This window comes from uncultured Draconibacterium sp., from assembly GCF_913063105.1.
In the GTDB taxonomy this organism is placed as follows: Bacteria; Bacteroidota; Bacteroidia; order Bacteroidales; family Prolixibacteraceae; genus Draconibacterium.
In genome coordinates this window covers 1-15,525 of the sequence record NZ_CAJXYQ010000009.1, presented here as the reverse complement: position 1 = coordinate 15,525, position 15,525 = coordinate 1, and the positions used below count along the sequence as shown (strand labels likewise).

General features: G+C 36.4%; 14 protein-coding genes. 8 read left to right on the top strand and 6 right to left on the bottom strand.

What is annotated here, in order from left to right:
- Nucleotides 1-2: 2 nt before the first annotated feature.
- From QZ574_RS10595 to QZ574_RS10575, 5 genes are all read right to left on the bottom strand, one after another.
- On the bottom strand, nt 3-530 hold the full coding sequence (locus QZ574_RS10595; protein WP_297089456.1) for a hypothetical protein: 528 nt from the start codon (nt 528-530) through the stop codon (nt 3-5).
- A 434-nt stretch (nt 531-964) separates the two neighbouring features.
- A complete protein-coding gene (locus QZ574_RS10590) occupies nt 965-1,978 on the bottom strand; it encodes a dihydroorotate dehydrogenase-like protein (RefSeq protein WP_297089455.1) in 1,014 nt (337 codons plus the stop codon).
- 254 nt (nt 1,979-2,232) lie between these two features.
- Entirely contained in the window at nt 2,233-4,560 is a 2,328-nt protein-coding gene (locus QZ574_RS10585; protein WP_297089454.1) for a sodium-translocating pyrophosphatase, read from the bottom strand.
- 424 nt (nt 4,561-4,984) lie between these two features.
- Nucleotides 4,985-6,472, bottom strand: coding sequence for an altronate dehydratase family protein (locus QZ574_RS10580; protein WP_297089453.1), 1,488 nt, complete (start codon nt 6,470-6,472; stop codon nt 4,985-4,987).
- A gap of 98 nt (nt 6,473-6,570) precedes the next feature.
- Nucleotides 6,571-8,070 carry a tagaturonate reductase gene (locus QZ574_RS10575; protein ID WP_297089452.1) on the bottom strand — a complete coding sequence of 500 codons (1,500 nt, stop codon included), beginning with the start codon at nt 8,068-8,070 and terminating at the stop codon, nt 6,571-6,573.
- A 792-nt stretch (nt 8,071-8,862) separates the two neighbouring features.
- Here QZ574_RS10575 and QZ574_RS10570 point away from each other — a divergent pair.
- Nucleotides 8,863-9,165, top strand: a complete 303-nt coding sequence (locus QZ574_RS10570; protein WP_297089451.1) for a hypothetical protein — start codon at nt 8,863-8,865, stop codon at nt 9,163-9,165.
- Between the two features lie 217 nt (nt 9,166-9,382).
- Here the strand turns inward: QZ574_RS10570 and QZ574_RS10565 are convergent, their stop codons facing one another.
- Complete coding sequence (locus QZ574_RS10565; RefSeq protein WP_297089450.1) at nt 9,383-9,505, bottom strand: hypothetical protein; 123 nt, start codon at nt 9,503-9,505, stop codon at nt 9,383-9,385.
- Nucleotides 9,506-9,705: 200 nt separating this feature from the next.
- On the opposite strand from QZ574_RS10565, the gene QZ574_RS10560 reads away from it, so the two are divergent.
- From QZ574_RS10560 to QZ574_RS10530, 7 genes are all read left to right on the top strand, one after another.
- Nucleotides 9,706-9,930, top strand: a complete 225-nt coding sequence (locus tag QZ574_RS10560; RefSeq protein ID WP_297089449.1) for a hypothetical protein — start codon at nt 9,706-9,708, stop codon at nt 9,928-9,930.
- A gap of 255 nt (nt 9,931-10,185) precedes the next feature.
- The gene (locus QZ574_RS10555) at nt 10,186-10,596 is read left to right on the top strand and encodes a RidA family protein (RefSeq protein WP_297089448.1); all 411 of its coding nucleotides are present in this window, start codon (nt 10,186-10,188) and stop codon (nt 10,594-10,596) included.
- Between the two features lie 10 nt (nt 10,597-10,606).
- Nucleotides 10,607-11,026 (top strand): SRPBCC domain-containing protein, encoded by a 420-nt coding sequence (locus tag QZ574_RS10550; RefSeq protein ID WP_297089447.1) that lies wholly within the window; start codon nt 10,607-10,609, stop codon nt 11,024-11,026.
- 376 nt (nt 11,027-11,402) lie between these two features.
- Nucleotides 11,403-12,476, top strand: a complete 1,074-nt coding sequence (locus QZ574_RS10545) for a hypothetical protein (RefSeq protein ID WP_297089446.1) — start codon at nt 11,403-11,405, stop codon at nt 12,474-12,476.
- A gap of 448 nt (nt 12,477-12,924) precedes the next feature.
- On the top strand, nt 12,925-13,395 hold the full coding sequence (locus QZ574_RS10540; RefSeq protein ID WP_297089445.1) for a hypothetical protein: 471 nt from the start codon (nt 12,925-12,927) through the stop codon (nt 13,393-13,395).
- Nucleotides 13,396-13,937: 542 nt separating this feature from the next.
- Nucleotides 13,938-14,384, top strand: a complete 447-nt coding sequence (locus QZ574_RS10535) for a GNAT family N-acetyltransferase (RefSeq protein ID WP_297089444.1) — start codon at nt 13,938-13,940, stop codon at nt 14,382-14,384.
- A 206-nt stretch (nt 14,385-14,590) separates the two neighbouring features.
- Nucleotides 14,591-15,193, top strand: a complete 603-nt coding sequence (locus QZ574_RS10530) for a hypothetical protein (RefSeq protein WP_297089443.1) — start codon at nt 14,591-14,593, stop codon at nt 15,191-15,193.
- The last annotated feature ends 332 nt before the right edge of the window (nt 15,194-15,525 follow it).

Genomic DNA, 15,525 nt, shown 5'->3' with positions numbered 1-15,525 from the left:
TATTATATCGATAAGTTAAAAGTAAGTTCTGTGTGTGTTGGGAGGTTTTTAAACTGTGGAAACAACTCATCGCCAATAGCACGGTTCATCACCCAGTGTTTGTCGGTAATAAAAGCGCCAAAATCATTAACAAGCAACTCGGTATTATAATTATCAACCGAATTGGAAAGTTTAAAATTGATTCTCGGCGACTGGCCGTTTAGTTTATCGGGCCGCTTTGATACAAATTGGTAATAACCATTCTCATCAGTAATTACTTTTTTGTGAAATGGCCGGACACTCCACTTATCTGCGTCATGCCACACTTCAATTTCAGCATTCGAAAGAGGTCGTTTCGCTTTTTTATCATAAACCCTGCCTTTTACCAGAAGCTGCCGGCGAATATTACCGAGATCCTGTAGCTCTGCATTTTCATCTGTTTTCGTATCAATGGCTTTCGCAGCAGACAGGGGATTTGGTATCGCTGCAATACCAAGGGAAACTAATCCTGCATTACGTAAAAATAATCTTCGGGACTTAATACTATTCATATTTTTAATTTTGTTAGCGTTTTAATTACAAACAATACAATCCAAACATCAGGGTATAACCTATTAATTTTTACCTGTAAAATGTTTGATCGTGCATCCAATCCGATACAATTTAAGACATTATTGTCTTTTAATCAATTTTATTTCAATTAAATTTTTATTACAACCTGTTTTTGGCAGCCAAAAAACTCACCCCCAGACTAAAAACACCACACAACAAGCTGACATCAAGCCCATTAACAATTATCTGAAAAAATTTAATTGCGCAAAGAATAATAAAAAAGAGAACATGAAATTTTCACAAAAACAGACACGGTGATGCATAAATAATAAGATAAAAAGGTGCAGGATTGCCATTCTCTTTCAATTTTGACCATAAAAAAACAGGAACCGACTGGTTCCTGTTTTTTATATGTTTTAAGAAATTCTCCTCCTTATACCATCGGGTACTTTTTAAAGATATCTTCTGATTTCATTAAAATATCAACATATTGTGCACGTTGATAAGCAAAAGGATCTTTCATGTTTTTGCGTGAAAGCTTTCCTCTGAAATCATCCAACGACTTGTAGCCTTTATCATCCATCCAACGGTTAATATCCATCAAGATATCAGAAATTACCGATGGTGAATTACGGTAAACAGTACTTACCATTTGCACCACATCTGCTCCGGCCAAAATCATTTTTATAACATCATTGGCATCGTAAATACCACGGCTAACACAAACGCTACCGTCAACATTTCCGTGTAACAAACCGGCGTAACGCAGGCCAACCATGTGGTCTTTCGGGTTGCTTAATTCCCACGGATAAAAGTATTCTTCTTTTTCGATGTCAATTTCGGGCTGAAAGAATCGGTTAAACAGCACATAACCATCGGCACCGGCTTCATCAACTTTTTTAATAAAGTTTAAGGGATTGGTGTAAAACAAACTAATTTTTACACTTACCGGAATCTTAACGACCTGTTTTATTGCTTTTACAATTTCAACCTGTTTCTGTTCTATCGACTCGCCGGTAACCTCGAAATAACCGGGTACAGCGTAAAGGTTGATTTCCAGTCCTGCCACACCGGTTTTTTCCAGCTCCTGGGCATATTCTATCCAGGTTGGTTCGTAAATGGCATTTAAGCTCGCAAACACCGGTACATCAACACTTTTAACCATTTTCGCTACATTGTACAAATGTTCTTTAGGTCCTGCGTGTTCCAAACCGGGAAACAAGTTGGTCATTTCCGCATTACGGTTTTCATACTCACTTAATTCTTCATCCATTTGCAGGTTCTCGAGCTGTATTTGCTCTTCAAAAAGCGAACGATAAACAATTGCGCCAATTCCTGCCTCCTCAATTTGTTTTATTACATCGGGTTTTGTTACTAAGTTGCTTGCTCCAAGGATGAGTGGATTTTTTAACTCGATACCCATGTAGGTTGTTGAAAGATTTGCCATGGTGTTATTTTTTTTTGATTAGTATTCTACGTTTTAAAAAGAGTAACTCAAATTACAAACGATTTGTTCATCCTGCAAGTTAAATTTTGTTTATCAGCCATAGAGAATTAACAGGAATTATAGTAAGTGCTTACCCCTTTTGCCATTTAGCGGGCGCAGCTTAAAGCAAGGCATAAAAAAACCACCTGCCTTCCGACAGATGGTCTTTTCAGAATATTTTATCTGCATCCCCCATAAGGGACAGAGGGGTGGATTTACAGCAAACTCAGTGTTACTGTTAAACCGGCCATTACAACCGATACCATTGTCATTAATTTAATCAGAATATTTAACGAAGGACCTGAAGTATCTTTAAAAGGATCGCCAACAGTATCGCCAACAACACCAGCGTGGTGTGCTTCGCTACCTTTTCCACCGAAGTTTCCTTTTTCGATGAATTTTTTGGCGTTATCCCAGGCACCACCTGCGTTATTCATAAATACTGCCAATGTAAAACCTGCTGTTAAACCACCGGCCAACAAACCAATTACACCGGCAACTCCCATGCTTGCTCCAACAATAATTGGCACAATTATAGCCACCAACGACGGAACCAACATTTCTTTCTGCGCGCCACGTGTTGAAATCTCCACACATTTAGCATATTCAGGAGTAGCAGTACCTTCCAAAATTCCTTTTATTTCGCGGAACTGACGACGTACTTCTTCAACCATTGCACCGGCAGCACGGCCAACAGCTTTCATTGTCATTGCACTAAACAAGAAGGCCATCATCGAGCCCAGGAATAAACCACCCAGGAACAATGGATTAAAAAGCGTAATATCGTAAGCTGCAGAGAAATCTTTTACAGAAGCAGCAGAAATCTTAATTACTTTTACTCCTTCTTCCACTGCAGGTGCAACATCGTTATAGAACACATATTCTCCTTTGGTAACAAAACCTTCGCCAGCTTTGGCAATTTTACCAAACCACAAACGAACTTCTTCCATATAAGCCGAAATAAGTGCCATGGCAGTAAGTGCGGCCGAACCAATTGCAAAACCTTTACCGGTTGCAGCAGTTGTATTACCCAACATATCCAATGCATCAGTACGTTCACGAACCTCAGGATCTAATTCTGCCATTTCGGCGTTACCACCTGCGTTATCGGCAATCGGACCAAAAGCATCAGTTGCCAGGGTAATTCCAAGAGTTGAAAGCATACCTACAGCAGCAAAACCAATTCCGTAAACCCCCATGGCAAAGTGTTCGGCACCACCCGCGGCCCAAAACGAACCCATAATTCCGAGCACGATGGTTACAACCGGAATCCATGTTGAATTCATACCAACAGCAATACCATCGATTATGGTGGTTGCAGGACCTTGTTGTGCCTGCTCGGCAATACCTTTTGTTGGCTTGTATTCGTCAGAAGTATAATATTCGGTTGCCTGACCAATAATTACACCAGCAGCCAAACCAATAACAACAGCCCAGAAAACACCCCAGGTAATCCAACCTAAAAATGCTAAACCTACCAGTGCCAAAAGAATAAGAACCGAGCTACCACCCGTTCCGATAAGCAAGGCATTTAATAAGTTTTTCTGAGTAGCCGATTCTTTTGTACGAACCATATAAATACCAATAATTGAAAGCAAAATACCTATTGCCGCCACAATCATTGGAGCAGTTACTGCTTTAATTGGGTCGATACCCGTATCTTTCAGCACAATTGCGGGAAGCGCTGCACCAAGCGCAGCGGTTGCCAAAATAGAACCGGCATACGATTCGTAAAGGTCGGCGCCCATACCGGCAACATCACCTACGTTATCGCCAACATTGTCGGCAATTGTAGCAGGGTTACGCGGATCGTCTTCAGGAATACCGGCTTCAACTTTACCAACAAGGTCGGCACCAACATCGGCTGCTTTGGTGTAAATACCACCACCAACACGTGCAAACAAGGCTTGTGTTGACGCACCCATTCCGAAAGTTAACATCGTTACTGTAATCTCTACCAGTTTAACTTTTTGTCCGGCTTCGGTAATTACACCGTTGGCGACGTAATCAGCACTTCCGTGTACAAAATGCAAACCTAAAAACTCAAGGCCATTGGCCAGGTGTGCAGGAGTAAATACTACTTCGCTTAAAAACAAATACCAGGCTGCAATATCTAACAATGCAAAACCCACAACAATTAATCCCATAACAGCGCCACTACGGAAAGCCACTTGCAAACCTTTATTTAAAGATTGTGAAGCTCCGTGTGCAGTTCTTGCTGATGCAAAAGTTGCAGTTTTCATTCCAAGGAAACCGCAAAGTCCGGAGAAGAAACCACCGGTTAAGAATGCAATAGGAACAAATGGATTTTGAACACCAAAATACGCCATAATGGTAAGCAGGATGAAAAGTACTATAAATACAATTCCCACTACTTTATACTGACGCTTTAAATAAGCCATTGCACCGTCGCGAACGTATTGTGCAATTTCTTTCATGCGGTCAGTACCTTCTGAATTCTTCATCAGCGATTTGAAGAAAATCCAGGCAAATGCCAAAGCCAACAGCGAGGCTATAGGCACAATTAAAAAAATGTTGCTCATAAGATGAAAATTTTATTGTAGCTTCTGGCTACGGTTTAGTATTAAATTGAAATTGTTTCTTCTTTGGTTTCCCAGCTTGGTTTTACAAAAAAATATTTTGCAGTAGACAAAGATAAATTTATATGCGAAATGAGAAATTTTAGTATGGGTATTTGATAACAGGTTGAAAATTTTTTAACACTGAAAGAAACATCTGTCCGAAGCCTTACAGATTAAGATATTCAGAGTTTTAGATTGCTTTTTCGGAAACGTTGACTTTTTTCGCATTTGCAACATTCATTTCAGCGAAAAAAGTTTTTTGGCGGTTCAATTAAGCATTGAAGAACAAGGGGACAAAACAACACAGATTTTGGGGCTATCCAAAAAAAATCCCCGCAACCAAAGGCTGCAGGGAACTACTAAAAAAATACATTCTATTTGAAAACTATAGTGTTACGCCGGTTTTAAAAATGGCGATTTCCTTAAAACCAGTTTTTTCGTGATTAAGTTGTTTGCCGCTTGCTATTTCAATTACAAACTGTACGAAATCTTCAAGAAGTTGCTCCATGCTTTTTCCTTCCAACAGGGTACCGGCATTAAAGTCAATCCAGTTTTTCTTTTTGTGGTACAAATCCGAATTGGTAGAAATTTTCATGGTAGGAACAAAACTGCCAAAAGGTGTTCCGCGGCCAGTGGTAAACAGTACCATCTGACAGCCACTAAATCCCAGGGCCGATGCAGCCACCAAATCGTTGCCGGGAGCCGAAAGCAGGTTTAAGCCCTTTGTTTTTATGGGTTCAGCATATTTTAACACATCAACTACGGTGGCCATGCCTCCTTTTTGAGTGCATCCCAGCGACTTATCCTCGAGTGTTGAGATACCTCCTTTTTTATTGCCAGGCGAAGGATTTTCGTATACCGGAAGCTTGTGTTGCAGGTAATAATCTTTAAAATCGTTAATTAAGCTTACCGTTTTATCAAATACCGCTTTATTTTGCGCGCGCTCCATCAACAGGGTTTCGGCACCAAACATTTCAGGCACTTCGGTAAGTATGGTTGTTCCGCCCTGCGCCACCAGAAAATCGGAAAAGGCCCCCACCAGGGGATTTGCAGTTATTCCGGAAAACCCATCGGAGCCACCACATTTTAAGCCTATATTTAGTTCCGAGAGTGGAACTGGCTCGCGCTTATCGGTGTGCATTACCTCGTAAATTTCTTTTACAATCTCAAGACCGGTTTCCACTTCATCCTCCACATCCTGGGCAGCTAAAAAGCGCACACGGCTTTCATCGAAATCGCCAATAAAGGTTTTAAGTTGGTCAATCTGGTTGTTTTCGCAACCTAAGCCCAGCACAAAAACACCTCCGGAATTCGGATGATTAATTACGTCGGCCAGCGCCTTCTGGGTATTGGTATGGTCGTCGCCCAATTGCGAACAACCGTAGCTGTGTTTAAACACCTCTACCCCATCAATATCGTTGGGGTTTACTTCCTGTTTAAACAAATCAATTATTTGTTGTGCCTGGCCATTCACACATCCCACTGTTGGAACAATCCACAACTCGTTACGAATACCCACTTTGCCATTCGCCCGCTTATACCCCTGAAACGTGAGCTCGCGTTGCGCAATTTTCAGCTCGTTCAATTTTTGGTTGAACGAATAGTTGATAGTTCCTGAAAGATTGGTTTTCAGGTTTTGAACATGTATGTGTTCGCCGGCTTCAATCGCGGTAGTGGCATGTCCTATGGGTGCGCCATACTTTATTATGTCCGCATCGGGAGCAATAGCGGATAGTGCTATTTTATGTCCTTTTGGCACATCGCCGGCAATTGTTAACTGCGTTCCGTCGACGGTCAGCGTCTCACCGGCCCGAAAATCTTTCAGCGCGATTATCACATTGTCGTTCGGATTTATTTTTATGTAGTCTGCCATTTCTGTTCTTTATAAATTTCTCGCATATGGCGCAGATTACACAGATTTTAAACAATTAATCCTGGCGAAATCCGCGTAATCTGCGAGAAAGTATTCGTTTAATTGCTCATCTTATCAATGGTAATCTGCATCAGCGGGTTATCTTCGCTAAGTACAGCTTTTACTGCTCTTTTCATACCAACCTGGGTAATTAAAAACAGGTAATGACTAACGGTAATGGTAAGGTTCGGAATTTCATTCAGGTTTTGTTTCCACACCTTATCGAGGCCCAGTACTTTTTCACACAAGTTATAAATTGAAATTGGGCGGCCATCGCATTCGGCCCAAGCTTGTTTGTAGAAATCAACAATCCACTGGTCGTCTTGCACATTATATATTTCGCCGTTTGCTTCTCCTTTAAAATACGCAATCATTGCAGCCAGCGAGAATACCAGTTTTTGTGGCAACATACCATGCTTTTCGTTAAAGTTGATTAACGATGGTAAGTTACGTGTTTCCCATTTCGACATGGCGTTGAGCGCAATACTTTGCCACTGGTGACGAATAAAGGGGTTGGCAAAACGTTCCAGAATTTTATTGGCAAATTTCTTGAGTTCTTTTTCGGTACCATCTAAAACGGGCAAAACTTCGTCGTAAACCAGTTCTTTCATAAAATTACCCACCTCGAGGTTTTCGTAGGCGTCGCGCACGGTTTCAATACCGCTCAGGTACGAAACGGCATAACTTCCGGTGTGGCACCCGTTAAGCACCTGCACCTTTTGTTCACGAAAACGGGTCATGTCTTTTACAAATTTCACGTCGAGGCCCGCTTGTGCTGCAGGAAATTCATCCTGTACCCATTCGGGAGCCTCAATTACCCACAGGTGGAAATATTCGCCCACAACAACCAGGTTATCTTCGTAGCCCAGTTCCTCTTGAATTTCTTTTATCTCGTCGCGCGGGAAGCCCGGCACAATACGGTCAACCAAAGTACTGCAGAAACAGCAGGCTGTGTTAACCCAGGTGATAAAATCGTTGCCCAACTGCCATTTTTCGGCATGCTGAAGCACAAGTTTTTTCAGCATTTCTCCGTTACGGTCAATCAGCTCGCAGGCAAAAAAGATTAATCCTTTTGAGGTATCGCCGTTAAATGCCTTGTAACGCATGTGCAACATTGCTGCTACTTTTGCCGGAAACGAGTTCTGCGGAGCCATATCCAGGGTATCGTTTTCTTCCCAACTAATACCGGCTTCAGTAGTATTCGAAAACACAAAACGCAAATCGGGGTTTAAAATACTCGCTTTATACGATTCGAAATCGCTGTAAGGGTTTATGCCTTTGTTAATACAGTCAACCAGCGTAAACTCCGTTACAGGCTTCCCGTTTTTAATTCCTTTCAGGTACACATGAAAAAGTCCGTCCTGGTCGTTCAGCAGTTCAATCATCCCATTTGCCAGCGGCTGTACCACATCTATTCCCGAGTTAAACCCGGTTTCTTTGTTCATTTTATTTACGATCCAATCGGTAAAGGCGCGTAAAAAGTTTCCTTCTCCAAACTGAAGTATCCTTGTTGGATATTTTACGGTTTCAGTTGCATTCGTTCGATTTAATTTCTTCATCTTTTCTTCCTTTTCTATTTTCTTCAATACGTTTACGTTGTATTGCGTTTTATTTTTTTTGCGTGGGCAAATATACATTTAAAAAGTTCTCCGTTAACGTTAACGGGAATGCCTTTTTTAGCAAAAAACAGGTTAAAAGTTGGCTTGCCAATAACGAAAAGTGCCTGTTTTCAGCCAATTACAGGGCTTATTTAAAATGAATAAAAATGACTTGTGATTCGCTGCTGAGTTAAGCCAATGTTAACTGATATGCAACCACTTACACCGCAATTTTAACTAAAAGCCTGATTCTCCGTGTGCCTACACGGTTTTTTGGTATTTTTGTTTTTTCCCTAGTAGCCAAAATGTATTTTATTTACCCCACCTAATAGCTTTCAGTTCCTTGTATCGCGGCCGGGCGAAGAACCCGACAACGAAGTGGTGGAAGAAGATTGATTCTGCTGCTTAAAACAATAAAAACAAAAGGCTGTATCCGGAGGGCAGCCTTTTTGTTTTGCCTTGCTTTTTAAACATAAGATGTTTACATTTAAGGCACCAAAAACAAACAAGCATTGTATACCGGCCCTAAAATAAAGCGAAAAAGCATTAATAACATAATATGTGTTCTTTCCACACCTATTTGGGTGTATAACAACAATAAGAAATAACGCTATAAGCGATATAACAACAATGATGATACACAGTAGTTATCATTCAGTTCAAAACTAAAAAGGATGGCAATGAGAAATAAGGATTGGAATAGAGTTGTAAAAAACACAATTATCATTCAGTTAAAATAATAATAAAGACAAAATGAAATATAATAAACTAATAAGAGCTTATTTTATTCCTGTGTGGCGAGGTAACTTAATGGAAAATCAAAAGCAATATCAAATAATAAGAAAAGATGAAAAAGAAGATTTTATATCATCCCATCCAAGCCCCAAGTATTATTGTGATTTTGAACTATTGGGTTGGGATGAACTTGGTGATTGTAATTTTATGGAAAAGATAATATATAAGATGAATATTCCGTCTTGGATATTAAAATTAATATATGCAGTAATTATAGCAGGAATAGGCGCTTGTGTAAACAGCCTATTTTGTAAGCCATAAGAACAAAAACACTATAAAAATTCCAACAATTGAGCATATAATTGTCTCAACTATGTCTTTTATTTTTTTTTCTGAAAGCATAATTAAATTTATTTATTATTCGTCAATGTCAAAAACACCTGCTCCAAGCAATATCATATATAAGCTTGCAAAAAATCCTATAATCCAAATTATCAGCATAGTAGTAATCCCTTTATTAGCAATAATTGTTCAATAGTCATCCAACAACAAGCCACATAGATAATGCACCAGAAGAAAATGCAATTAACCACATTATAAAAAGCTCTGTGCCAGTAAATGATTCTTTATCTGATATTGATTCTTTACGATTAGATTCCATAAACTAAAATTTAAATGTATTATAACTGCTATTATATTACCAATACTTGGATTTTGTATTTCGTACTATGTTAGCAAAAAAAACAATGTAGAACACAATGATATCAAAAACAAAACCCTTATAAATAAAAACACACCAAAATCACCATCAAATCTATCTGATTCTTTACGATTAGATTCCATAGACTAAAATTTAAAATTATGAACGAAAAAGAAACCGAGAATCTAAGCCTAATACTTGAAATGCTTTTATCTATTGAAGCAAGAATAAATGCATTGATAAATTTCAGCATAGACAAAGAAGATATAGAGTTGTTTAACGACGAAATACAACGTCAAAGAAAAATCATTGTTCGCGACCTATCAAAGGGGCACCGTATAGACGAAATCTCGCTTTGGAAGAATTCAAACTTGACAACGAAATAGAATTGTTATCACATGAGTCAAATTTACTCTCCAAGTCATTTTTAAAAAGGTACTTAATATTCTTTATAAATTTTCTCATAATGGTGAAGAATAAAAACCGAATGATAACAACTTGAATATATAATTAGACCTTAAACAAATGAACGGTCTGCTAAAATTCGATTTGGTTTAACTTTTATTTTAATAATCCATTGTCTAACTATACATTCAATTAACCGTTAGCAGCAAGCTGAAAAAAACAACTGCGATAAAATTATGGAAAGTAGAAATCAACATATAAATCCAGATGGACTTTTTAAAAGCCCAGCCTTTTCTCAAATCGTTATGACCCAGGGAAACGGAAAGACAATTTATATTGGTGGACAAAACTCAGTTGACCAAAATCACGAAATTGTTGGTAAAAACGATATCGCTACACAGACTGAACAAGTAATGAAAAATTTGGAAATAGCATTAAAGGCTTGCGGAGCTACTTTTGACAATCTTGTCAAACTCAACATTAATATCGTGCAGGGTCAAGATGCTCGAATGGGATTTAAAGTTTCTCAAAAATATTTAGGACAAAACTCAAATCAACCGATAGTCACTGTACTTTTTGTCGCAGGACTTGTAAATCCTGATTTTTTAATAGAAATAGATGCAATTGCTTTCTTACCCGAACAGTAAATGATACAGAATGGCAAAACCAGTAGGCAAAACAAAAGATGTGGGATTTCAATTTGGTCTTCAAAAAACATTTCCCATTTCAGAACCAAAAGCTTGGGACTTTATGTTTTCGGATGCTGGTCTGAAAATTTGGCTTGGCGAACTTGTAAAATCTCTTGAATTAAAAAAAGAATACCGAACCAAAGATGGAATTAACGGACTTGTACGTGTCTTTAAGCCAAATTCGCACATTCGAATGAATTGGAAAAAGAAAGAATGGGAAAATATGTCCACCGTACAAGTTCGGGTAATCGGAAAGGGTAAAAACAGAACGCTAATCAGTTTTCACCAAGAAAAACTTACCGATTTCAATCAGAGAGCCGAAATGAAAGAGTATTGGAATGAAAAGATGGATAAAATAACTAAAGAAATAAAGAAAGCCAGCCGCTAACAATGGCTATACGTAATGTGGGCAATAGTGCTGATATGAAAGTATTTACATTAAATAAACTAATTGCTAAACGGAAAGGAAAGTGCCTTAAAATCCCGCACTACGCATAGCCGAGACCGTTGGCAACAAGTTTAAAAAGCGCAAATCGTGAAATATAAATTAATAAGAAACTTTCACTATTGCGCTTTAAAGAATAAAAACCAGTTGCCAACAAACTGTATATTTTATGGCTATTGGGTATTTCAATGACAAGGTAGTGGTAGGTTCTATTTTTTTGCCGACGCGCTTCGGTTTTTGCAAAACCGATTGAAATTTTGGCGAAATAAACAAACAATAAATTTTATTATTTTTACCTTATCAACAAAATAAACTAATCATGTTTGGACTTAAAAAAGGAAATAAAAAAGAAGAAGTTAAAGAGGAAAAAATAGAAAATAAAAAAAAGAAAAAAAATCTTTCACTTGTTCAACAATTTTCAGTTGTATTCATGTTCATTATTGGAATCTTATTAGTTATTATTGGGCTAATAATTGATATTCAACCAATAGAAGAAGATACTCTTGTTCTAAACTTTATAAAATGTACAACCTTCTTTAATTTACTTGTCCAGTTATTTATTACATCGGGTACTGCAATAATTATTTCAGGTGTTTTTTCAATTGTGATTGGTACTCAAAATTTTCTTGAGTTCATAAATGAAAAAATAATTAACAAAATGTCATCGTCTGAATATGTAGAAAGATTAGCTGAAAGTGAAAAGAAGAAATTAGCAAAAGAAGTATTCAGACCTTCTATTGAAATGGCAAATATTTATAAACCAACTGAAAAATATTTTGAGAACTTTATTGAAAAAGGTTTGAAAATGTTCAAACGCCCTTTTCGAAGCGATTTAAACATAGATATTTTCTGTTTTTTTGATGAAGAAAAGAAAGTAGTCACTTGTCGATCTAAAGTTAGATATAGAACCTATAAATTTCATGGTAAGCATGAGCCATTCCAAACTGGTCTTGAAAATGAAGATGATTCTTTTGAACAAGTTAAGTTTTACTCTGCAGATGGAGAAGTTATTGAAGGAGAATACAAAATACTTAATAAGGATGACCCCCGTTGTAATAAAAATATAAGTGAAGATAGTTCTGTAAATAAAATGGGGATATGTGAAGTTCCTGAAGAATTTAATAAATTGGATAGCTTTATTATCGAAAGGTCTGCAATAGAATATGGAAATGACCATTGGCATAATTTAATTTACAAAAACTTATCTCCAATAAATACGTTAACAATGAGAATTAGATGTGACCAAGGCATAATCGTAAAGAAAATAGATTCATTCTCGGCAAATGCTTCTATCAAGATTAACGAAACTCCTAATAATAAAGTAGATGTTATTTGTGCCGGTTGGGTTGAACCAGGTTTTGGATTAAGTGCTATTATTGGTCTTAAAGATTAAATATTTGCAAAAAATATATAAAACATTTGCATTTATCACTTAAATAGTTCTATTTTGTAGAAGAAGTAATGAAAAAAAGAGATGCTATGAAAATTGTACACGACTAAGAATTAAAGATTTAAAATCAAAGTTTATCTTTGGTAGATATAAATGCTCTGCAAAATGCAGAGCATTTTTTTTGCAATATACTTTAGGAATTTCTAAGTCTTGTAATATGAACAATAGCCTGAATAATACATATTCAAGCTATTCTTATTGTTCAATATTTTCTTTATATTAGAACTATCGATTAATGCATATTAAGCAATTTCCTAAAAGATGATTAAAATCCTCCCTAAAAAATAAAACCGGAAACGACAGTTCTTCGTGGCACCGAGGATGGGTGCTCGACGCCACAAAAACATACAGGTAACCGTTACCGCCAAGTTTGAATGAAAAAAAATGAAAGATGACAATTGAAATAAAATATTATAAAGCATCAATTCCTGTAATGTTTAAAATTACATTGATTTCTTTCGCTCTGTTAAATGGATTAGCATATTTAATATTTACCATTTTATTAAAAACTCCTTTTGAAGAAGTATTTAGTAGAAATTGGATAATACTTGTTTTTGTTCCATTAACTCAAGGTTTAATTCAACCTCTTGTTGACAGAAAAGGAATAATGACGATTAAAAACAGTACCAATTTTGAAAATTTATCAGAAAAAGTTGAAAGTATTCTGGTTGAGAAAGGCTACCAAGAAATTAATAGAGATAATAATTCTTCAACATTTGAAAAGAAATCAAAACTAAAAAAAGTTACTAATCTGCATGGAGGAAAATTAATTATAGATTATAGAGAAAATAGCATACAAATTGTTGGACAAAAAATCTTGCTAAATCTAATTGAAACAAAAATTAAATGGGATAAAACGTAATTGAAATTCGAGGCGGAATTTTCAAAACCTTAGAAATGGATAATTATTTGGAGTCCATAAAAAAAGAATTAATAGAAAAAACAAATTTTAAAATCTGAGTAGAACAAATTTGGGTGAGTTGCAAAATTTACTATCGAAAATACAGCGAAGAATTTAGTCAAGAAAAGATTTGAAAAGTCACGAAATATAAAAATCAAATATTTAATACACAGATATTGGAAAAGAATAAAAACCAGGCGGTAACAAAGTGCAAATGTAATGCGGACTGGCTGGGTATTCCTGCGTTTTCGCCCTGTTCAACCACCGCCAATCCGTCGTTGACGGATTGGTAATAAAAAACAAAATTTAGTGCTACGCCGGCTTGGCTCCGTGCAAACATGACAAGTTGCCGTTTCAAAGCTCCGCACTCCACTTGCACCAACCGTTAGCATTCATATTAAGTAGAATTAAGTAAGCATAGATAAATAATTACAGACGGAAACGACATGTGTTTGAGAAAGCATATTGTACCAATAATAAGTTGAAAATAAAGAGAAGAAATAATGACGAAAATAAAAATTGACAAAATAAAGAAAGAAGAATATCAGGAAGTTGTAGATGTTTGGGAAGCTTCCGTTAGAGCAACTCATGATTTTTTGAAAGAAGAGGATATTTTATATTTCAAACCTTTGATTTTAAACACATACCTTGATGCAGTTGACTTAAGATGCGTCAGAAACGAAAAAGAAGAAATAATAGGTTTTAGTGGAGTTGCTGATGGTAATCTTGAAATGTTATTCATACATCCTGCTGTAAGAGGAAATGGTATCGGGAAAGTACTTTTAGAATATTCAATCAAAGAACAAAAAGTTACAAAAGTTGACGTGAATGAAGACAATAAACAGGCAGTTGGATTTTATGAGAGATTTGGATTTAGAACATTTGAACGTTCAGAATTAGATTCATCAGGAAAACCTTATCCAACTTTACATATGAAGCTGGAGGAATAAAAAATACGAAATGCTAACAATAAATATAAGCAATAGCGGTTTCTGTGATTATTTGGGCGGTAGTAGTTCTAATCAGCCCCGCCAAATCTGTCGATTTGACTATTTAGCTAAGGTGCAGCTTTGGCTACTTAGCAACTTGACACGAAACCGCTTAAAAGTCCACTACTGCTCATATTATTAACGTTACCAAACATTTTGAAAGAAGAATGAAAACGAAGATTTTAATATTACTTACCATTATTTTGACAATTGGTGCTCAATGTACTAATGGACAGGAAATCTTTGATACCATCCGAAAATATCGGGTTGAAAGAATAAAAAAAGAAAATCCAAAATCCCTTGACTCCGAGGCAAAAGAGACAATTAATTCTGGAATCTCGGAGTTGGAGAAAGTTCTTTCAATAATAAAAAAGAAATATAAAACTGACTTTACGGTAATTGACAGTTTATTCATAATAAGTGGATATGACTTAGAGACTGGATTTTCAAATGGTAGAATTTGGGATAAAAATGGAAACGAGTTCAGATATGAAAGAAAGTTTGAACTGAAAAATTTTAAAGTTAAAAATGATACATTATCAGTATTAAAAGTCACTCCAAAATATCTTTCCAATACTGAGTTTTCTATACTCCAAGACTTTGACCCATTAATTAAATTAATAGAGAAAAAAGATACATCTGAGATTTTCAGTTTACAATCTGAGAATGCTTTTGATAGTGCTTGGAGTTATAATATCTCAATAATTGAGAAATATGATGGTAAGTACAAAATTTTTGAATTTCCACTGGAAGATTTTTGGATAAAATGAAAAAACGTTTGGTAACACAGGTAGCTGATGCACAACTCCTTTTTTAGAGAATTTTATTGATTAACGAGGTGCAAAAAAGCATTTTAAGGCCATCATTTTTATAGGCGATCCATTTTAGTTCAGGAAAATTGGTGCCGGGAAAAGGCTTCTTTTGAGGTCTGTTTTGTGGTTATTCGATGGTAAAAACAAAATGGCAACCATTGCCATCGATTTTCTTTGTTTTTGCTCAAATTTTAGGAGTTTTTTCAAATTATAGGAGACTGTAAAATAAACTCTGTCTATAAGTTTAAAACATTTAATATTGCAACTTATGACAGACAGGAAAAAAGAAT